This is a genomic window from Prauserella halophila (assembly GCF_024171895.1).
In the GTDB taxonomy this organism is placed as follows: Bacteria; Actinomycetota; Actinomycetes; order Mycobacteriales; family Pseudonocardiaceae; genus Prauserella; species Prauserella halophila.
In genome coordinates this window covers 339,972-358,647 of sequence record NZ_JAMTCQ010000012.1, presented here as the reverse complement: position 1 = coordinate 358,647, position 18,676 = coordinate 339,972, and the positions used below count along the sequence as shown (strand labels likewise).

Genomic DNA, 18,676 nt, shown 5'->3' with positions numbered 1-18,676 from the left:
TGTCCCAGGCGTGCATGACACCCAGGTATCCGAACTGTTCGACCCGGCCGCGTGGACGCCCGTCGAGGGGTTCGACTTCACCGACATCACCTACCACCGTTCCACCGAGAGCCGTTCGGGCAAGCACGTCGTCCGTGTGGCGTTCGACCGTCCGGAGGTGCGCAACGCGTTCCGCCCGCACACGGTCGACGAGCTGTACCGCGCGCTCGAGGACGCGCGAACCAGCTCCGCCGTCGGCTGCGTGCTCCTCACCGGCAACGGCCCGTCGCCCTCCGACGGCGGCTGGGCGTTCTGCTCCGGTGGTGACCAGCGTATTCGGGGCCGGTCCGGGTATCAGTACGCGAGCGGCGAGACGTCCGACACGGTCGATCCGGCGCGCGCGGGCCGGCTGCACATCCTCGAGGTCCAGCGGCTGATCCGGTTCATGCCGAAGCCGGTCATCGCGGTGGTTCCCGGCTGGGCCGCGGGTGGCGGGCACTCGCTGCACGTCGTGTGCGACCTCACACTCGCCTCGGACGAGCACGGCCGGTTCAAGCAGACCGACGCCGACGTCGGATCGTTCGACGGCGGGTTCGGCTCGGCGTACCTGGCGCGGCAGGTCGGGCAGAAGAAGGCGCGGGAGATCTTCTTCCTCGGGGCCGCCTACTCCGCAGCCGACGCGGAGGCGATGGGGGCGATCAACAAGGCCGTGCCGCACGCCGAACTCGAGTCGACCGCCCTGCAATGGGGCCTGCAGACGCTCGGCAAATCGCCCACGGCCCAGCGCATGCTCAAGTACTCGTTCAACCTCATCGACGACGGGCTCGTCGGCCAGCAGCTGTTCGCGGGCGAGACCACGCGGCTGGCGTACATGCAGGACGAGGCGGTCGAGGGCAGGGACGCCTTCCTCGAGAAGCGCGAGCCCGACTGGACCGACCACCCGTACTACTACTGACCGGCGCACTACTGACCCGCCCACTACTGATCCGCAGAGGTCACGAGCCCCGCACGCCGCGGGACACGTGCGCGAGCCCGGACGGCGATCGTTGCCCGTCCGGGATCGCGCACGACGGCCAGGGTCAGCCGGCGGGTGCCGTCGGCGTGATGGTGTCGAGGTCGCCGATCTCGGCCAGTGCGAGGCGCCGGTTGACACTGACGCCGAGCGGTTCGAGGAACTCCTCCCGGAGGATCTGGCCCGGGTGAATCGGCTCGTGCGCCTTGTCAGTGGTGGTCAATGATCTCGACCTCCTCGGATCCGGCATCGGTCCGGCTGAAGCAGCTGCGCCACTGATCGTCGATGCGGATGCGTGCGGACGCTGTAGCGACCTTCGGGTCGCCGCACTCGGCCGACACGGGACGGCGGGTGATCACGATCCGCGGTGGCGGGCGCCTACGCTGGTGCGGTGCAGGTCGTGTACACGGACGGTTCGCCCGCGTCGGTCGCCGAGCTCGACGGGGCGCTGCGCGCCGCGCTCGACGGCGGCGAACCGCTGCTGCCGCTGGATCCCCGCAATCCGCGTGCCGAGAGCCTGCGCGAAGCGATGACACCCGGCGAGCCCACCGGACCGGACACCGCTGCCGACCCCGGCCTCGAACCCGGCGTCGAGCCGGACGTCGAACCGGAGACCGCGGTGATCATCCCGACGTCCGGGTCGACCGGCGAGGCGAAAGGTGTGCTGCTGTCGGCGTCGGCACTGCTGGCTTCGGCGCGCGCCACGCACGCCCGGCTCGGCGGCCCCGGCCGCTGGCTGCTCGCCACCCCCGCGAACTACGTCGGCGGACTGCAGGTGCTCACGCGCGCGCAGCTCGCGGGGATGCCGCCGACGACGCTGGACATCGCGGAGGGCTTCCACCCCGACGCGTTCGCCGCCGCCACGCGTGACCTGCTCGGCGCGCCCGGTCCGCATTCCGAAGGGCCGTACTACACCGCGCTCGTGCCCACCCAGCTCGCCCGGCTGCTCGCCGCGGGCCCGGAGGCGGTGGAGGCCGCCGCGGCCTACGACGCGATCGTCCTCGGCGGCGCCCGGCTCGACGACGAGCTCGCCCGGCGCGCCGCCGACGCGGGCGTACGTGCCGTGTCGTCGTACGGCATGAGCGAGACCGCCGGCGGCTGCGTCTACGACGGGATTCCCCTCGAGGGTGCGGCCGTCCGGCTCGGCGACGGCGATCGCATCGAACTCTCGGGCCCGATGCTCAGCCACGGCTACCGCCTGCGCCCCGACCTCACCCGGCAGGCGTTCACCGCCGACGGCTGGCTGCGCACCAACGACGTCGGCGCGCTCCACGACGACGGCACCCTCGCCGTGCTCGGCCGGATCGACGACATGCTCAACACCGGCGGAGTGAAGGTGCCCGCCGCCGGTGTCGAGGCGGCGCTGACGGCCCACCCGAAGGTCCGCGCGGCGTGCGTCGTGGCGGTGCCGGACCCGGAATGGGGCGAGCGGATCGCCGCGGTGATCGTCCCCGGGGCGGCCACGACCGGCGCCGACGACGCGGACGGCTCCGGTACCGAGGGGAAGCCGTCCGAGGCCCTGGAGGAGGAACTGCGCGCGCTCGTCCGGGACCGTCTCGGCCGCGCCGCCGTGCCGAAGCTGGTGCGGCAACTGCCGGAGCTGCCGCTGATCGGCCCGGGCAAGGTCGACCGCGCCGCGGTCCGCGCCCATTTCGACGACTGAACCGGCTGGAGTGCTGCTGAACCGGCTGGAGTGCTACGACATCCGGATGCTCGTCGACGCTGCCGAACGCTCGGCGTCCTCCGGCCCGTTCGACGATGATCCGACCGTGAGGCGCTCGACGATGATCGACCGCGCCGCCTCGCCCGTTCGGGTGGGCAGCAGCGGGTAGACATGCACGAGCCCCTCCCCCTCGTGGAACTCCGTCTCGACCCCTGCAGCTCTCGCACGGTCGCGCAGCAGGTGCGCGTCCGGGTTGAGGACGTCGTGGGAGCCGCTGAAGACGGTGAGCGGGCCGAGCCCCGCCAGATCCCCGGCGAGCGGGCTCACGCGGGGGTCCTCGGTGGGCAGCTCGCCGCGCCAGCGGTCCGAGAAGACGCGGCCGCCGGGCACCGCCAACCAGGGATCGTCGGGCTGGACCTGCGGGATCCGCGGATTCGACCAGGAGAGGTCCAGCGCCGGCGAGATGAGCAGGGTCCTCGGCAGGGTGACGCTGTGCTGGTCCCGCAGAACCATCGCGGCGGACAGTGCGATCTGGCCCCCGGCGGAGTCACCGGCGAGTCGTACCTCCCCGTGCACCTCGCCCACCTCCCGGACGAGGTCGGCGACGGCGTTCACCACGGCCTCCGCCGTGCCGAACGGAACCAGCGGATAGATCGGCACCACCACCGTGGTCCGGGCCTCGGCGGCGATCTGGGCCACCAGCCGCCAGTGCGCCGCGGCGATCTCGTTCACCCAGCCTCCGCCGTGGATGTACACCACCGATCCCCGGGGCCGGGCGTCCACGGGATGTACGCGATAGACCGGCCAGCCGTCGCGGCGCGAGACATCCACGGTCACCGGGGAACCGAGCCGACGCGGCGGTGCGTAAGAGCGGGGCCGCAGCGCCAGGCGGTCGACGTGGGCGCGCGCATGTCCGGCAGAGCGGAACACGCGATTCCTGCCGGTGGCACGGAGATACAGGGGGATGACCCGTTCGGGAAGGCGCATCAGAGCCAGCTCCGGGGTGTCGGGAACGCGTAATCGCGCTGCGTGAGGGCGAACGATCGACGACAGTACCCGCCGGAAGACATTCCAGCAGAGCAGCCGTCGGTCAGCGCCACCTTGAAGGGTGGTGGTCGGGCAGACGGGAGGGCGCAACCACAGTGCCCCTGGGGGCTCGAGCCCCGCCTGCCGACAGGGCCGCATCCGGCCCGCGAAAGAATGCGGACATGGCGACAGTCGCACAGTGGATCGAAGGCGCACGTCCGCGCACGCTGCCCAACGCCGTCGCACCCGTACTGGCCGGTGCCGGCGCGGCCGCCCAGCTGGGGGCGTTCTCGTGGTGGCGGACCCTGTTGGCACTGCTGGTGGCGCTGGCCCTGATCGTCGGCGTGAACTACGCCAACGACTACTCCGACGGCGTCCGCGGTACCGATGCCGATCGGGTGGGCCCGCTGCGCCTCGTCGGGTCCGGTGCCGCCCTGCCGATCCAGGTGCTGACGGCGGCCGTGAGCTGCCTCGGCGCGGCGGCCGTGTTCGGCCTGGCTCTGGTCATCGCGACCGGGCACTGGCGCCTCCTGCTGCTGGGCGGCATGTGCCTGGCCGCGGCGTGGTTCTACACCGGCGGGCGCAACCCGTACGGCTACAAGGGCTTCGGCGAGGTCACCGTGTTCGTGTTCTTCGGGCTCGCCGCGGTGCTGGGCACGGTGTACGTGCAGGCGGGCGCGGTGAGCTGGGAGGCGCTGGGCTGCGCGGTCGCGGTGGGCGCGTTGTCCTCGGCGGTGCTGGTGGCCAACAACCTGCGCGACATTCCCACCGACACCGAGTCGGGCAAGCGCACTCTGGCCGTGCTGCTCGGGGACACGCGCTCGCGCTGGCTGTACGTCGCGTTGGCCACGGTGTCCGTGCTGGTGACGGTGGCTCTCGGGGTGGCGCATCCGCTCGCGTTCATCGCGCTGGCGGCCGCGGCGCCGCTGGTCGCACCGGTGCGCACGGTGGCGAGCGGCCGCACGGGCCTGGACCTGGTCCCGGTACTGCGCGACACGGGCATCGCGATGCTGGCGTGGGCCGTCCTCGCCGGCGCCGCCCTCGCCCTGTCGTAGTCCGAGTACCCCGCAAAGGGAACAGGTGAGGCGCCCGCCCGCGGGCCCGGCCACCACCCCTCACGGGAACGCTGACGCGTGGCTGTGTTGGGTGCCCCGAAGGTGCCCTTCGGGGCACCGGGACACCGGGGCGCCGGTCCCCGCCTACGGGAAGCGGCCCGTGTCCAGGAAGCGGTACAGGGCGTCGCGGTGCGGTTCGAGTTCGAGGCCCTGCTCGGCGATCCAGGTGTCGTCGTAGTAGGTGTTGGCGTAGCGGTCGCCGCCGTCGCAGAGCAGCGTCACCACACTGCCCCGCTCCCCTGCAGCCAGCATGCGCGCGATGATCGTGAACGCGCCGTAGAGGTTCGTGCCGGTGGAACCGCCCGCCCAGTGCCCGGTGCGTTCGCGCAGGAACCGGATGGCCGCCAGGGACGCCGCATCGGGCACCCGGATCATGTCGTCGATGATCTCCGGCACGAACGACGGCTCCACCCGCGGCCGCCCGATGCCCTCGATGCGGGACGGCATGCCGGTGGCGTAGTCGCGGGTGCCGGTCTCCCAGGCGCCGTAGAACGCCGAGTTCTCCGGATCGACGACCGCGATACGGGTGTCGTAGCGGCGGTAGCGCGCGTAGCGGCCGAACGTGGCGCTCGTGCCCCCGGTGCCCGCGCCGACGACGATCCACGCGGGCACGGGATTCCGCTCCAGCTCCAGCTGCGCGAACACCGACTCGGCGATGTTGTTGTTGCCGCGCCAGTCCGTGGCCCGCTCGGCGTAGGTGAACTGGTCCAGATAGTGCCCACCGCACTCGGAGGCGAGCCGCTCGGCCTCGCTGTACATCGCGACCGGGACGTCCACGAAGTGACAGCGCCCGCCGTAGAACTCGATGAGGTCGATCTTCTCCTGGCTGGTCTTGCGCGGGACGACGGTGACGAAGTCGAGGCCGAGCATCCGCGCGAAGTAGGCCTCGGACACGGCGGTGGAGCCGCTGGAGGCTTCGATCAGCGTCGTTTCCGGCCCGATCTGCCCGTTGACGAGGCCGTACAGCACCAGCGAGCGCGCGAGACGGTGCTTGAGCGAGCCGGTGGGATGCACCGACTCGTCCTTGAGGTAGAGATCGATGCCCCACTCGGGCGGCAGCGGGAAGACGTGCAGATGCGTGTCGGCGGAGCGGTTGGCGTCGGCCTCGATGATGCGGATGGCCTCGCGCACCCAACAGCGCCGTTCCGGCACCGCGGTCACTCGTCCGCCTTCTTTCCCGTCGGGGACCCGGCCCCACCGTCGGAGCTCTCGTCCTCCGCGTCCGCAGCACCGTCCACCGTCGCGTCACCGGCGGAATCCGCATCGGTGCCGGAGTCGGTACCGGCGTCAACCTCGGTACCGGCGTCAACCTCGGCAGAGCCGTCCGCCTCGGCAGCGGCGTCCGTGTCCTCCGGGTCGGTACCGGCATCCGTCTCGATGCGTTCACCGCGCAACTCGGCACGCAGCCGGGCGCGCTCGCGGGCGCGGTCCTTGTTCCGTGCGGCGAGCCCGGCGGTCACGCGGGCGTTCAGACCACGCAGCAGCAGCATGCCGAGCGGCAGGCCGACGACCAGCGCGACGAGCACCGCCACCAGCAGCGGCACTCCGGCGACCGTGAGCACCGCGGCGATGGCCACGACGAGCGCGAACCGCGCGAGCAGGTACAACGTCAGGTCCCGGCCCAGCCGCGACGGGGCCGCGGCGGCCGACGATGCCGGTGCGTTCACGTTTTACGAGGTTACGCCGTCGTCCTCGGCGTCGAGTAGACGGTTGTTGGGCCTGCCCTCGAACCGGGTGGACAGCACCACCGTCGTGCGCGTGCGCGCGACGCCGTCGATCCGGCGGAGCCTGCCGAGCGTGTGCTCGAGCTCGTCGACGGTGTCCACGCGCACCTTGACCACGAACGCCTCGTCGCCCGCCACGGCGTAGCAGCTCTCCACCTCGGCCAGCCCGACCAGCTCGTCGGCGATCTCGTCGTTGGAGGCCGTGTCCGTGGGCTGGATACCGACGAGCGCGGTCACGCCGAGGCCGACCGAGCGCGGATCGACCGTCGCGTGGTACCCGGTGATGACGCCCGCGGCCTCGAGCTTGCCGACCCGCTCGTGCACCGACGACGGCGACAGCCCGACGGTCCTGCCGATGTCGGCGTACGTCGCCCTGCCGTTGTCCCGGAGGGCGGCGATGATCTGACGGTCGAGACGATCCACGCGGCCACGCTAAAGGCCACCTGACGCACGACGCCCGTCCGGGTTCGATCCCGGCAGCACCACGACCTGGGAAAATGTCCGAACCGGCCCGTTTGTCCATTACCTCCTCTTTACTCGGCAAACACCGTTCGAGTACCTGACGGGCGGAGTGCAACGATTACGGAACAGTCCTGCATCCGGACTGACATGAACGGTGGTTCGAAGGAGGCGGATTCGTGACCGCAACCACAGGAGGACGGCTGCTCACCCCCGGTGAGGTGGCCTCGTTGTTCCGAGTGGATCCGAAGACGGTGACACGCTGGGCCACGGCGGGCCGGATCGGTTCCATCCGCACCCCGGGCGGACACCGCCGGTTCCGGGAGGCCGAGGTCAACGAGCTGCTCGCGGAGCTGACCACCGACCCCGGAGGGCCGGAGAACTCCTGAGGTTCGCCTCGCCGAGGCAGCGACACCCTGTCCGGATCGCCCGTTGCGGCCCGGCGCCACCCGCCGACCCGTTAGGCTGGTACCAGTCAGCCCATGGGAAGGAGCGGGCATGCTGTATTTGCTCGCGGTGGTCGGCGCCATCACGATCTCCGTCGTGGTGTGGCGATTGCTGAGCCAGGAGCGCGTCGGTGCCGGCACTCGACCGGATCGCGCCAACCCGGTCGCGCCGGACGACGACCCGGAATTCCTGCGCAAGCTCGGCGAACAGAAGCCGAAACGTCCCGACGAGGACGACACCAAGTAGCCGGGTCCGCATACCCCGGTTCGGCGTACGCGGCCTCGGACGGCTCGCTCGCGGATCGGCAGGCACGCGTCCACCCCGCAACCGCGCCTCGGCCGCGACTCCGTCCACCACGACGGGGCCGCGGCCGACGTCGTGTCGACGACCGGGTGGCACGAGAGCGTGCGGCCGATGCCCGAACGATCGGTGCGCAGGGAACGCTTCCGGTCAGCGGGCCATGCCGTCAGTGGGCCAGGCCCCCTGGGGCGTGTTGCCGAACCGGCCTTGGTGGCGCGCGGGTGAGGGTTGCGGTCGTGTCGCGTGATGTGATCTCAGATGAGGTGTGGGCTGTGATCGGCCGGTTGTTCCCGACTGCGAAGGCCACGGGCCGCCCGCCGGTGGATCGCCGCACGGTGGTCGAGGCGACGGCGTGGCGGTTCCGCACCGGGGCTCCGTGTCGGGACATGCCGGAGCGGTTCGGGAACTGGAACACGAGCTACAAGAAGTTCAGTGAGGAGCCTCCCGATCACGCGATCGGCCGTTCCAATGGCTGTAGTTCGCCTCTGGAAGCCTGCCTCGGGGCGGATCAGCAGGTCAGGACGGCCTACTGAGCCTCAAGTGGAGCAGCGGGTATGGCCGACCGGCCTCATCGGTCTCGCTGCGACCGACGACCTCGAATCCACGGTGAGCATAAAAGCCCACGGCCGAGACGTTCTGCTCGTTCACATCAACCTTGGTGACGCCGTGATCCTTGATCGCATGGGCTAGAAGCCCGGTGCCGATTCCACCGTCACGTTGCGTCGCATCGACGAACAGCATCTCCAGCGTTCCGTCGAGCACGCCCGAGAATCCCACCGGTCGACCATCACGCTCTGCGACCGAGAGCACGACTGCCGGAAAGTAGGCGGACTGCAGTCCGGCCTCGATCTCATCTCGATCCGCTTCTGCTAGGAAGTCGTGCGTGGCGTCCACAGCCCTACGCCAGATCGCAGCGAGCGCCCGATACTCTTCAGCTCCGATCGAGGGCCGAATGCTCAAAACGGGCACGGCAGGTTCCTCCCGCGAAGACATCGGCCCATCTTTCCAGAGCGCACGATGACGGGCGAACACGCCGCCGTCGCCCGTTTAGCAACACGGCCCAGTGAGCCACGCCGTCAGCGGGCCACGCCGTCAGTGGGCCGTGTCGTCAGTGAGCCGTGTCGTCAGTGAGCCAGACGGTCCATGGCGAAACCGTCCGCGACGGTCGCGGCCAGCTCGAGCAGCGCCGTGCGGGTCTCCTTGTCCAGCCGGTCCAGGTCGATCTCGGCACCTTCCTCGAGGTGCGGATCGAACGGCACCTTGACCACGCCGCGCGTGCGGGCCGAGAAGTGCGCGGTGAGCTTGTCCAGGTCGACCGATCCGGACTTCGGACGCACCGAGTTGATCACTGTGATCGAACGCTGCACCAGTTCGCCGTAGCCGTGCGCGTCGAGCCAGTCGAGGGTCGCGGACGCACTGCGCGCGCCGTCCACCGACCCCGACGACACGATCACCAGCGAATCGGCGAGGTCGAGAACACCCTTCATCGCCGAGTGCATCAGTCCGGTGCCGCAGTCGGTGAGCACGATGTTGTAGAAGTGCTCGAGCAGGTCGACGGCTCTGCGGTAGTCGTCCTCGGAGAAGGCCTCCGACACGGCCGGATCCTGCTCGCTGGCGAGGATCTCGAGCCTGCTGCCGCCCTGTGACGTGTAGGCCCGTACGTCGCTGTAGCGCGTGATTCCCACGGCGTCCCGCAGCAGATGACGCACGGTCGCCGTCGTCTCGATCGGGATCTTCTGCGACAGCGTGCCGCGGTCCGGGTTGGCGTCCACCGCGATCACGCGGTCCCCGCGCAGCGACGAGAACGTCGACCCGAGCGTCGTCGTGGTCGTCGTCTTCCCGACGCCACCCTTGAGGCTGAGAATGCCGATCTTGTAGCACCCGCGCAGCGGCTGCTGCACCCGTGCGGTCAGATCCCGCTCCGCGCGGTCCGCGGGGCCTTCACCCGGATTGACGAGTTTGCCGGTGCCGACGTACACGGCCTTGCGCCAGCCCGACCGGGGCGGCCGTTTGGTCTGCTTGACGAGACTGCTGCCCGCCAGGTCACCGGCTCCGTGGGCGGAGCGCTGCGGCTGCGGCAACGGCGGCAGCCCCTGCTCGCCCGGCTGCCCCTGCGGCGGGTACTGCCCCTGCTGCGGGTACTGGGCCTGCGGCGGGTACTGGGCCTGCGGTTGCTGCGCCTGCGGCTGCTGCGGCGCGGCCTGCTGCTGGGGGTGTCCCTGCGGCGGCTGGGGTTGCCCCTGCGGCGGCTGCGCGGGCCCGCCGAACTGCCCGGGCTGCCCCTCGAAGTACCGCTGTGCGTAGGAATCGCGCGGCGCCTCCGGCGGCTGGGCGTACTGCTGGTACGGCGCGGCGTGCACCTGCTGCGCGCCGTCACCGGTCGTCCGGTCCGGGGTCAGGGGCGGCAGGTTCGGGTCGTACGGCTGTTGGGGCGGATAATGCACCGCGGGCTGGGTCTCCTCACCCGGGGCCGCCTGACCGGCCTGCTGAGCCTGTGCTTGCTGGGCCGGGGGCGGGCCGACGCGTTGCGTCACCTCCGGGCTGTCGGGCGCACTCAACGGGTCCGCGGGCGCCGCATTCGTGGGCGCCGGGGTGGAATCCGTGGCGTCACCCGTGACCTCCGCGGCGTCGTGGAGGTGGTGCGCTCCATGAGGCTTCTGCGGTTCCTGCCCGTTGGGGTCGTTCGCTGCGGTCACCGCTGCCTTCCTCCGCATGGTCGTCGTACCAGGTGCGACGCTACCCGGCACTCGGCGCTTCCGTCAGCCGACTCCCGCATACGAGTGGAGGCCCGTCGTCACGAGGTTGACGAAGAACAGGTTGAAAACAGTCATCGCGAAACCGATCACGTTGATGACCGCGGCACGGTTCCCGCGCCAGCCCGCCGTGGCACGCGAATGCAGGTAGGCGGCGTAGACGAGCCACGCGATGAAGGCGACCGTCTCCTTCGGATCCCAACCCCAGAACCGTCCCCACGCGGCCTCGGCCCAGACCGCTCCGCACAGCACGCCGAAGGTGAAGACCGGGAACGCGAACACCGTCGTCCGGTACGCGATGCGGTCGAGGACGTCCTTCGCGGGCAGCCTGGCCGCGAACTTCGCGAACTTCTCCGGGTGACTCTCGTTGCGCGCCTTGACCAGGTAGAGAATGCTCGCGACACCGGGCACGAGGAACACGCCGGACGACGCCGCGGCGGCCGCGACGTGGATGATCAGCCAGTACGACTGGAGCGCGGGTTGCAGCGGAGCGGCAACGGCGTAGAGCCACGTGCCGCCGATGAACATCAGGATCACGTTCGGCAGCAGCACGAACATCGACAGGTGCCGCACCGGATACTTGCGCAGCAGTACCAACCAGGCCGCGATGGCGACGAGGCACGTGATCATCACGTACTCGTACATGTTGCCCCACGGCACCCGGTCCGTCGCGAGGCCGCGCAGCACCAGGGCCGAGGCGTGCAGCAGCAGGCCCAGCACCGTGAGCGCGACGCCCATGCGACCGAACCGCTCCGCCCGGGTGCGCCCACCACCCGTGTTGCCGACTCCGGGGCTCGTGTTGCCGACTCCGGGGGCCGTGTTGTCGATTCCGGCGCCTGCGCCCACGAGCTCACGACTGCGGGTGCGCTCGGCCGCCTGCTGACCGCGTCGGCCGAAGGACTGCTCGACGAGGAAGAACACCATCGCCAGGATGTAGATGACGACGGATGTGGTGTACGACCAGTCGCTGTACTGCGACAACGTCTCGTTGACCGGCATCTCCAGGCCCTTCTACTTCCGGCCGAGGAGTTCGGCTGCGATCCGCGTGAACTCCTCGCCGTACCCGGCTTGATCGGTGCGGGCGAGCCCGCCCACTTCTACTACGGTACGTCGTTCTTCGGTTTCCGTGTCACCCGCTGCCGTGTCACCCGCTGCCGTGTCACCCGCTGCCGCGTCACCCGCTGCCGCGCCGGTCGGGGCCGCGTCGACCGGGGCCGCGTCGGCCGGGGTGCCGGCAGCATCACCGGCCCGGGAACCGCCGCCCGCGGGGGTGGCCCGCACCCACAGCCTGCGCCGCTTGATGAACAGCGACGCCCCGAGCCCCGCGAACATCACGATCGCCGAGGCGAGCACCCAGTTCTGCAGCGGATCGTGGGAGACCTGCAGCGACACGAACCGCTCGACCTCGTCGAACGAGACCGTCGTCCCGTCCTCGAGGGTCACCGACTCGCCGACCTCGAGGTTCTCGCGCGCCACCCGTTCGAGCCTGCCCTCGTCCACCATCGACTGGTCGATCTCGAAGATCGACTGTCCCCGTCCGGAGTCGACCCCCAGGTCGCCGCGCATGATGTCGACCGCGACCGTCGGATCCGTCAGCTCGGGACCCGCCGACGACAGGATGTCGCCGTGCATCGCGGGCGTCGGCGCGAACAGGCCCGTCACGGCGAGCTGCCGCTCCCGCCGTTCCACCGGGTCGGTGATGCCTGGTTCCTCGAACTTCGTCGCACCCTCGGACAGCAGGGTGGTCTGGTCGACCGGCCGCCACTGGATGGTCTGCGTCCGGCTCTGCCCGTCCGGATAGGTCACGGTGAACGTCGGCGCGAAACCGTGGCCGAGCAGGTACAGCCGGTCGCCCGCGGTGCGCAGCGGCTCGTTCACCGCGAGGTCGTACTGCTGCCAATCACCCTCGGCGAGGTCGTCGCCCGATTGGTAGTCGATGTTCGCTTCGTAGGACACCGGCTGGCCGCGCTCGAACTCGGCGTGGAAGTCGTTGACCTGGACGCAGAACGGGTTCAGTCCGGTCCCGTCGACCTGCAGCCCCGGATGGAACGAGTCGAAGTTGTAGATACCGGCGTTGCAGAACTCCGAACCGTCGGCCAGGACGATGACCTGACCCTCGTACGAGTACAGCGCTCCCCCGGCGAACGAGATGATCACGCCGAGCATGCCGAAGTGGAACAGCAGGTTGCCGGTCTCACGCAGGTAGCCGCGTTCGGCACTGATGCTGCGGGCCCCGCCCGCCTCCTCACGTTCGGTGAGGCGCCACCCGCGCAGGCGCTTGCGCGCGGCGGCCATCACGGCGTCGACGTCGTCGGAGGTCTCGGCCCGTTCGTGATGCGGCAGCCTGCGGAGGTTGCGCGGGGTCAGCACCGGCTTGGAACGCATGCTCCGGACATAGTCCGATGTCCGCGGCACCAGGCAGCCGATGATCGAGACCATCAGCAGCAGGTAGATGGCCGAGAACCAGACGCTGGAGTAGACGTCGAACAGCTGCAGGTTGTCGAGCAGCCTGCCCCACCAGCCGTACTCGGCCAGGTAGCCGTTGACGTTCTGCTCGTTGACCGACCGCTGCGGCAACAGCGCCCCCGGCAGCGCGGCGACCGCCAGCAGGAACAGCAGGATCAGCGCAGTGCGCATCGACGTCAGGCCGCGCCAGGTGTTGCGGACCGGCGCCCATGCCCTGCGCAGCCGTGTCGCGCGATAGGCGGGCGCGGCGCTGTCGGGCTCGTCGGTCCGGTCCGTCGCGTCGATCCGGTCGGGCACTGGAGTCACAGGGGCAACCTCGTGTCGGTGATGAAGGCGTCCCGCAGCCACGACGTGAGGTCCATCCACAGGCCCGTGACCAGCATGACCCCGACGACGAGCAGCAGCGCGCCGCCGAAGATCTGCACCCGCCTGCCGTTGCGGCGCAGCCACGCCGTCGCCGACACGGCCCACTTCGTGCCCGCCGAGATGAGCAGGAACGGCAGTCCCAGGCCGACGCAGTAGACGAGCACGAGCACGAACCCGCGCGCACCGGTGCTGCCGCTGGCCGCGGAGATCGCGAGCACACCCGACAGCGTCGGTCCGATGCAGGGCGTCCAGCCGAGTCCGAACACGGCGCCCAGCACGGGCGCGCCCCACAGGCCTGCGCGCGGGGTGTGGTGCGAACGCACCTCCCGCTGCAGTCCGGGTACGAAGCCGAGGAACACGAACGCCATGAAGATGGTGATCACACCGCCGATGCGCTGCAGCGTCTCGGCGTTCACGAGGAGCGCGTCGGCGAGCCAGACGAGACTGCCGACCCCGGCGGTGAACACCACGGTGAAGCCGAGCACGAACAGCGCGGTCGCGCCGACGACGGAACGCTTGCCACGTTTCCGTTTCTCACCGGCTTCCCCGGCGTCGACGGCCGGGGCTTCGGAGCCGACCAGCGCGGCGAGGTAGGCGAGGTAGCCAGGGACGAGCGGCACCACGCACGGCGACGCGAACGAGATCGTGCCGGCCAGCAACGCCACGGCTGCGGCCAGCAGCAGCGGCCCTGACATCGCCAGCTCGGTCGCGTTCACGACACCCAGACTAGGGAATGGGGTCGGTGTTAACTCGCCGCCCCCTGCCTCCACCTGCGAGAATGCGGCGCCCGTCACTTTTGGCGGCTCGAGGCCACGACGACTCCGGGCCCTGACCGATCACGGGGCCGGGTGACGGACGATCCGCGACTCCCCCGGAACCCGCAACACGGCCCCCGGAACATGCAACACGGTCCCCGGAACCCGCAACACGGTCTCCGGAAGCCGCAACACGGTGTCGGGTCAGGAACCGTCCTCGTCGGCCAGGTCGCGGACGACCGGGAGGATGTCGCCCGCGAGCAGGTCACGCAGGTACACCGCGGCGACGCGGCCCTGCCTGTCGACGATGATCGTCGACGGGACGACGTTGCGCGGATATCCGGTCAGCCCCAGCAGCGACCGCCCCGACGGGTCGTAGATCGACGGGTACGTCAGGTCACGGTTACGCATGAAGTCCTGCGGTGCGGACCGGTCGAAGTCGCGCACGTCGATGCCGAGCACCTGGACGCCCTCGTCCTTCGTCTGGTCGTACACCTTCTGCAGCTCCGGCGCCTCGGTACGGCACGGTCCGCACCACTGGCCCCAGATGTTGATGACGAGCACCTTGCCGTGGAAGTCCTCGCTGGAGATCTCCTTGTCGGCGTCGAACAGGTCCTCGCCGCTGATCTCGGGCATCTCCTGCCGGTCGGCGCCGGTGTAGGTGATGTCGGTCTTCCCGCCCGGTGCGACGAAGTTGAACGACGTCGCCGCCGAGCCGTCGCCCATGCTGCAGCCGGTGAGAGCCAGACCGCCGACGAGCACGGCGGCCGCCAGCCGGGTGCCGAGCGACCTGCCGTTGCGGCCACGCCCGCTCATGCGCCGGTCACCGTCGGGTCCGTCGCGCCTGCAGGTTCGCTGTAGACGATGTCCACGAGCTCCTCCTCACGGAACACCAGGCTGGTCAGCGACGCCAGCGAGCACTGCCGGGCCCGCGGGTCGTGCCACAGCCGCTTGCCTTCGAGAAACCTGCGCACGGTCCAGATCGGCAGCTGGTGCGACACGCACAGCACCTCGCCGCCCTCCGCGGCGGCCCGCGCCCGGTAGACGGCGCCGAGCATGCGGCGTGCGATGTCGACGTACGGTTCGCCCCACGACGGCAGCACCGGGTTGCGCAGCTTCGGCCAGTGCCGGGGCCGGCGCAACGCCCCGTCGCCGACGCTGACCCGCAGGCCTTCGAACGTGTTGTCCGCCTCGATGAGCTGCTCGTCGGTGACGACGTCGAGCCGGTGCCCGCCTGCGACCGGCGCGGCCGTCTCCTGCGCCCGCTGCAGCGGCGAGGCCACGACGCGCACCAGGTTGTGCGCCGTCAGCGCCTGCGCGACCGTGACCGCCTGTTGCCTGCCGCGGTCGGACAGCCCGTACCCGGGCAGCCGTCCGTAGAGGATGCGCTCGGGGTTGTGGACCTCGCCGTGCCGCAGCAGGTGGACGATCGTGCGGGTCATGCCCGCTCCGGCGGGGTCGCCGACGCCGCAGCGCGGGCGGCTGCGGGTGCGGCCGCCTCGATGGCCTCGAAATCCGTGTCGAGCATCGCCGCGTTGACGAACCACGCCTCGAACGCGCTCGGCGGGCCGTAGACACCCGCCTCGAGGAACGCGTGGAAGAACGGCGCGTACCGCCACGTCTCGGTGGCCGCCACCTCGTCGAAGTTCGTCGGCTGCCGCTCGCCGAAGAAGACGGTCACGAGGTTGCCTGCCAGCGACACGGTGTGCGTGACCCCCTCGGCCGAGAGGGCATCGCCGAGGATCGAGCCGATCCGCCGCGCGTTGGTGTCGAGCTTGTCGTAGACGGCCGCATCGGCGTGCTGCAGGGTCGTCAGGCCCGCGGCGACGGCCACGGGGTTACCGGCGAGCGTGCCGGCCTGGTAGACGGACCCGAGCGGCGCGAGCTCGGCCATCACGTCGGCCCGGCCGCCGAACGCCGCTGCCGGGAGCCCACCGGACATGACCTTGCCGAACGTGTAGAGGTCACCGGCCACGCCGTCGAGGCCGTACCAGCCGGCCGACGACACGCGGAAACCCGTCATGACCTCGTCGATGATCAGCAGCGCGCCCGCCTCGTGGGCGATCTCGCGCAGTGCGGCGTTGAATCCCTCGACGGGCGGGACGGCGCCCATGTTGCCCGCGGCGCCCTCGGTGATGACGGCGGCGATCTCGCCCGCGTTCTCGGCGAACACGCGCCGCACGGCGTCGAGGTCGTTGTACGGCACGACGATCGTGTCGGCGGCCTGCGCGCCGGTGACGCCCGGCGAGGTGGGAAGGCCCAGCGTGGCGACGCCCGAGCCGGCCTGGGCCAGCAGCGCGTCGACGTGGCCGTGATAGCAGCCCGCGAACTTGACGATCTTCGCCCGGCCGGTGAATGCGCGGGCGAGGCGGATCGAGGTCATCGTCGCCTCGGTGCCGGAATTGACGAGGCGCACCTGCTCGACCGGCTCGACGCGGCCGATGATCTCTTCGGCGAGCTCGACCTCACCGGTGGTCGGCGTGCCGAACGACAGGCCGTGCGACGCGGCCTCGCGTACGGCATCGACCACCGCGGGGTGGGCGTGCCCGAGAATCATCGGCCCCCACGAGGAGACGAGATCGATGTAGCGGTTGCCGTCGGCGTCCCACATGTGGGAGCCGTTCGCCTTGACCATGAATCGCGGGTCACCGCCGACGGATGCGAACGCGCGCACCGGCGAGTTGACGCCGCCGGGCGTCGCCGCTGCGGCCCGCCGGAACCAGGACTGGGACTTCTCGACCGTGCTGTTGTCACCTGTCACGCCTGCCAGTCTCGCAAAACGCCCACGGCCTGCGGCGCCTGCCTCCGCCGGGACGTGACCGCGGGCATCCCGGCGAGCGGCGCCCCTGGCCGAGACCGGACCGGGCGGCGACGCGCGGCGGTCGGCGTGCGTGGGACGGGTCGGCGGGTATTGGGGGTGGCGGCCGTGTCCGGCCGTTCGGGCTCAGCGTCCGGAGCGTGATTCGGACGCGGCACCCTCCGGGCCGGAATCGGATCCGGCCGCGGCGGGGACCCGGGGGTCCACGTCGGCGGGGTCGTCGGGAGCGGGCTGCTTGCGCTTCTTCCGCTTCTTGCCCTTGGCTGCGATGCCGAGCAGCACCTGGCGGACGGCATCGATCACCAGCACGAGCGCCAGCGCCCCGAGTGCGACGGCGAGCGCGATCCCGTCCCCTTCGTAGACGCGCGAGGTCAGGGCGCTGCCGTCGTCGAGGTGGACGGTGACGTCGCGGATCGCCGAAGTCCACAGCGGGAAGGCGCCCCACACGGCCACCGCGGCCACGGCGAGTTCGACGACGGCGACGACGATCCGCCACGGTTGGTGCAGCCTGCCGCGGCCCGTTCCTGCCCGGCGACTGCCCGCCTTCCGGGATGCGCGCGTCGCCGCGGGCACGGCCGGAACTGCCGGCGCGGCGGATTCGGTGGCGGTGCGGTCCGCGGGTTCAGTCACGGCGTGAGTTTCGCATGGCCGTGTGCAACGCCGCCGTGAACGTCTCAGAGTCCTGCGACCACGCCAGCACGTGCTTGCGGCCGACCAGCGTGAGTTCGACGGCCTCGAAACGGTTCGGCACCGTCTGGCCGCCGCCGAGCACGCGGGTGCCGGGCCTGGGCTCACGGGTCAGGACCGAGGCGATGTCGGCGATCGGCACGGTCTCGGTGCCCTGCACCAGCTCGGTATCGGTGACGCGCACCCGCAGGAATTTGCGGCGCGCGAACACCCACGCGCCGTTCAGCCACAACAGCCCGACGCCGGTGATGATCCACATCAGCCAGTGGGGCGGCTGGCCGAGGAGCACCTCCGTGACGAACCCGAGCGCGGCCAGCGCCGGGCCGAGGCCCAGCCGCCACAGCCCCGAACCCGGTTCGTCGTAGTGGACCGTGTCCTCGCCGCCCGCGGTACCGCCGCCCGCGGTGCCGTGGACCGTGTCCTCGCTGCCCGCGGTGCCGTGGCCCGCGGTGCCGTCGTCCGCGGTGTCGTGGCGGGTGCGGTCGTCCGCGGTGCCGTCGTCCGCGGTGTCCTCGTCACTCACGGCTTCTTGATCACCCTCGGGAAGTAGGAGTCGACGCTGGGCAGGTACATCAGTGCCGTACCGCCGAGCGCCAGCAGCACGGCGACGATCACCTCGTAGCCGCCGCCGAGCAGGGAGAACAGGGCGATCACGACGACGAGCACGGTCACGACGGTGCGTGCGGACCGGGTGCCCTGGCGGGCTTTCCAGGCGAACAGCACGATCAGCCCGCCGACCGCGGCGGCGCCGACGACGAGTGCCCACAGCAGCGATTCGACACCCGCCGCGATCTGGGCGTTGGTGATGTTCTCGTCGGTGTTCTGTTCGATCAGCTCCGCGGCGATCGCGTCCTGGTCGAGAAGATCCAGCACGAAGGCCAGGACCAGCACCACGGCGGCAGCCACGATCAGGCCGAACGCGGTGGTGACGGGCTTCGGCGGCTCGGGCTGCTCCGACTCCGGATCGCCGGGCAGGTGCGGAGCGGGCGGCAGGCCGCGTGCTCGCCGCTGGTCGTCGCTTTCGTCGGCGTCGCTCATACCCCCGAGACTAGAGCGCGGCGCAGCGGCACGACGGGGGCACACCCCGGAGCGCGGCAATACAGTTG

The 18,676-nt window shown here is 70.8% G+C and carries 22 protein-coding genes; 6 read left to right on the top strand and 16 right to left on the bottom strand.

Going from position 1 to position 18,676, the window contains the following annotated elements:
• Nucleotides 1-10 precede the first annotated feature (10 nt).
• Nucleotides 11-934 carry a 1,4-dihydroxy-2-naphthoyl-CoA synthase gene (locus tag LY41_RS18870; RefSeq protein ID WP_253865415.1) on the top strand — a complete coding sequence of 308 codons (924 nt, stop codon included), beginning with the start codon at nucleotides 11-13 and terminating at the stop codon, nucleotides 932-934.
• A 124-nt stretch (nucleotides 935-1,058) separates the two neighbouring features.
• Here LY41_RS18870 and LY41_RS18865 read toward each other — a convergent pair whose 3' ends face one another.
• Nucleotides 1,059-1,214 carry a helix-turn-helix transcriptional regulator gene (locus LY41_RS18865; protein ID WP_253865413.1) on the bottom strand — a complete coding sequence of 52 codons (156 nt, stop codon included), beginning with the start codon at nucleotides 1,212-1,214 and terminating at the stop codon, nucleotides 1,059-1,061.
• 168 nt (nucleotides 1,215-1,382) lie between these two features.
• Between LY41_RS18865 and LY41_RS18860 the strand changes: the two genes are divergently transcribed.
• On the top strand, nucleotides 1,383-2,654 hold the full coding sequence (locus tag LY41_RS18860; RefSeq protein ID WP_253865411.1) for an AMP-binding protein: 1,272 nt from the start codon (nucleotides 1,383-1,385) through the stop codon (nucleotides 2,652-2,654).
• Nucleotides 2,655-2,687: 33 nt separating this feature from the next.
• Here the strand turns inward: LY41_RS18860 and LY41_RS18855 are convergent, their stop codons facing one another.
• Nucleotides 2,688-3,491: an alpha/beta hydrolase fold domain-containing protein gene (locus LY41_RS18855; RefSeq protein WP_253865409.1), complete on the bottom strand. Its 804-nt coding sequence runs from the start codon at nucleotides 3,489-3,491 to the stop codon at nucleotides 2,688-2,690.
• 371 nt (nucleotides 3,492-3,862) lie between these two features.
• Between LY41_RS18855 and LY41_RS18850 the strand changes: the two genes are divergently transcribed.
• Nucleotides 3,863-4,735, top strand: a complete 873-nt coding sequence (locus tag LY41_RS18850) for a 1,4-dihydroxy-2-naphthoate polyprenyltransferase (protein WP_253865407.1) — start codon at nucleotides 3,863-3,865, stop codon at nucleotides 4,733-4,735.
• A gap of 144 nt (nucleotides 4,736-4,879) precedes the next feature.
• Here the strand turns inward: LY41_RS18850 and cds1 are convergent, their stop codons facing one another.
• Genes cds1 through LY41_RS18835 form a run of 3 tightly spaced genes read right to left on the bottom strand, consistent with a single transcriptional unit; the run spans nucleotide 4,880 to nucleotide 6,942 of the window.
• Nucleotides 4,880-5,947, bottom strand: coding sequence for an L-cysteine desulfhydrase Cds1 (gene cds1 / locus LY41_RS18845; RefSeq protein ID WP_253865581.1), 1,068 nt, complete (start codon nucleotides 5,945-5,947; stop codon nucleotides 4,880-4,882).
• A gap of 5 nt (nucleotides 5,948-5,952) precedes the next feature.
• A complete protein-coding gene (locus tag LY41_RS18840; RefSeq protein WP_253865405.1) occupies nucleotides 5,953-6,462 on the bottom strand; it encodes a DUF4229 domain-containing protein in 510 nt (169 codons plus the stop codon).
• Between the two features lie 3 nt (nucleotides 6,463-6,465).
• Nucleotides 6,466-6,942 carry an Lrp/AsnC family transcriptional regulator gene (locus LY41_RS18835; protein ID WP_253865403.1) on the bottom strand — a complete coding sequence of 159 codons (477 nt, stop codon included), beginning with the start codon at nucleotides 6,940-6,942 and terminating at the stop codon, nucleotides 6,466-6,468.
• Nucleotides 6,943-7,157: 215 nt separating this feature from the next.
• Between LY41_RS18835 and LY41_RS18830 the strand changes: the two genes are divergently transcribed.
• The 3 genes from LY41_RS18830 (at nucleotide 7,158) to LY41_RS18820 (ending at nucleotide 8,258) form a co-directional block, all read left to right on the top strand.
• Nucleotides 7,158-7,367 (top strand): BldC family transcriptional regulator, encoded by a 210-nt coding sequence (locus LY41_RS18830; protein WP_253865402.1) that lies wholly within the window; start codon nucleotides 7,158-7,160, stop codon nucleotides 7,365-7,367.
• A gap of 109 nt (nucleotides 7,368-7,476) precedes the next feature.
• On the top strand, nucleotides 7,477-7,671 hold the full coding sequence (locus LY41_RS18825) for a hypothetical protein (protein ID WP_253865401.1): 195 nt from the start codon (nucleotides 7,477-7,479) through the stop codon (nucleotides 7,669-7,671).
• A gap of 290 nt (nucleotides 7,672-7,961) precedes the next feature.
• The gene (locus LY41_RS18820) at nucleotides 7,962-8,258 is read left to right on the top strand and encodes a transposase (RefSeq protein WP_253865399.1); all 297 of its coding nucleotides are present in this window, start codon (nucleotides 7,962-7,964) and stop codon (nucleotides 8,256-8,258) included.
• On the opposite strand, the gene LY41_RS18815 is transcribed toward LY41_RS18820, so the two are convergent.
• The 11 genes from LY41_RS18815 to LY41_RS18765 form a co-directional block, all read right to left on the bottom strand.
• Complete coding sequence (locus LY41_RS18815) at nucleotides 8,242-8,694, bottom strand: acetyltransferase (protein WP_253865397.1); 453 nt, start codon at nucleotides 8,692-8,694, stop codon at nucleotides 8,242-8,244. The genes LY41_RS18820 and LY41_RS18815 overlap by 17 nt on opposite strands.
• A 155-nt stretch (nucleotides 8,695-8,849) precedes the next feature.
• Nucleotides 8,850-10,259 carry a MinD/ParA family ATP-binding protein gene (locus LY41_RS18810; protein ID WP_425563731.1) on the bottom strand — a complete coding sequence of 470 codons (1,410 nt, stop codon included), beginning with the start codon at nucleotides 10,257-10,259 and terminating at the stop codon, nucleotides 8,850-8,852.
• A gap of 225 nt (nucleotides 10,260-10,484) precedes the next feature.
• Complete coding sequence (ccsB, locus tag LY41_RS18805) at nucleotides 10,485-11,477, bottom strand: c-type cytochrome biogenesis protein CcsB (protein WP_253865393.1); 993 nt, start codon at nucleotides 11,475-11,477, stop codon at nucleotides 10,485-10,487.
• Nucleotides 11,478-11,489: 12 nt separating this feature from the next.
• Nucleotides 11,490-13,241: a cytochrome c biogenesis protein ResB gene (resB, locus tag LY41_RS18800; protein WP_253865580.1), complete on the bottom strand. Its 1,752-nt coding sequence runs from the start codon at nucleotides 13,239-13,241 to the stop codon at nucleotides 11,490-11,492.
• 5 nt (nucleotides 13,242-13,246) lie between these two features.
• On the bottom strand, nucleotides 13,247-14,005 hold the full coding sequence (locus tag LY41_RS18795) for a cytochrome c biogenesis CcdA family protein (RefSeq protein WP_253865579.1): 759 nt from the start codon (nucleotides 14,003-14,005) through the stop codon (nucleotides 13,247-13,249).
• A 264-nt stretch (nucleotides 14,006-14,269) separates the two neighbouring features.
• Nucleotides 14,270-14,881, bottom strand: coding sequence for a TlpA disulfide reductase family protein (locus LY41_RS18790; protein WP_253865392.1), 612 nt, complete (start codon nucleotides 14,879-14,881; stop codon nucleotides 14,270-14,272).
• The gene (locus tag LY41_RS18785; RefSeq protein WP_253865390.1) at nucleotides 14,878-15,507 is read right to left on the bottom strand and encodes a histidine phosphatase family protein; all 630 of its coding nucleotides are present in this window, start codon (nucleotides 15,505-15,507) and stop codon (nucleotides 14,878-14,880) included. Before LY41_RS18785 ends, LY41_RS18790 begins: the two co-directional genes overlap by 4 nt.
• Nucleotides 15,504-16,826 carry a glutamate-1-semialdehyde 2,1-aminomutase gene (hemL, locus tag LY41_RS18780; protein ID WP_253865388.1) on the bottom strand — a complete coding sequence of 441 codons (1,323 nt, stop codon included), beginning with the start codon at nucleotides 16,824-16,826 and terminating at the stop codon, nucleotides 15,504-15,506. The genes LY41_RS18785 and hemL overlap by 4 nt, the downstream gene beginning before the upstream one ends.
• 183 nt (nucleotides 16,827-17,009) lie before the next feature.
• Entirely contained in the window at nucleotides 17,010-17,513 is a 504-nt protein-coding gene (locus tag LY41_RS18775; RefSeq protein ID WP_253865387.1) for a hypothetical protein, read from the bottom strand.
• The gene (mce1N, locus tag LY41_RS18770) at nucleotides 17,506-18,093 is read right to left on the bottom strand and encodes a transport-regulating membrane protein Mce1N (protein ID WP_253865386.1); all 588 of its coding nucleotides are present in this window, start codon (nucleotides 18,091-18,093) and stop codon (nucleotides 17,506-17,508) included. The genes LY41_RS18775 and mce1N overlap by 8 nt, the downstream gene beginning before the upstream one ends.
• On the bottom strand, nucleotides 18,090-18,608 hold the full coding sequence (locus tag LY41_RS18765) for a hypothetical protein (protein WP_253865384.1): 519 nt from the start codon (nucleotides 18,606-18,608) through the stop codon (nucleotides 18,090-18,092). Before LY41_RS18765 ends, mce1N begins: the two co-directional genes overlap by 4 nt.
• Between the last annotated feature and the right edge of the window lie 68 nt (nucleotides 18,609-18,676).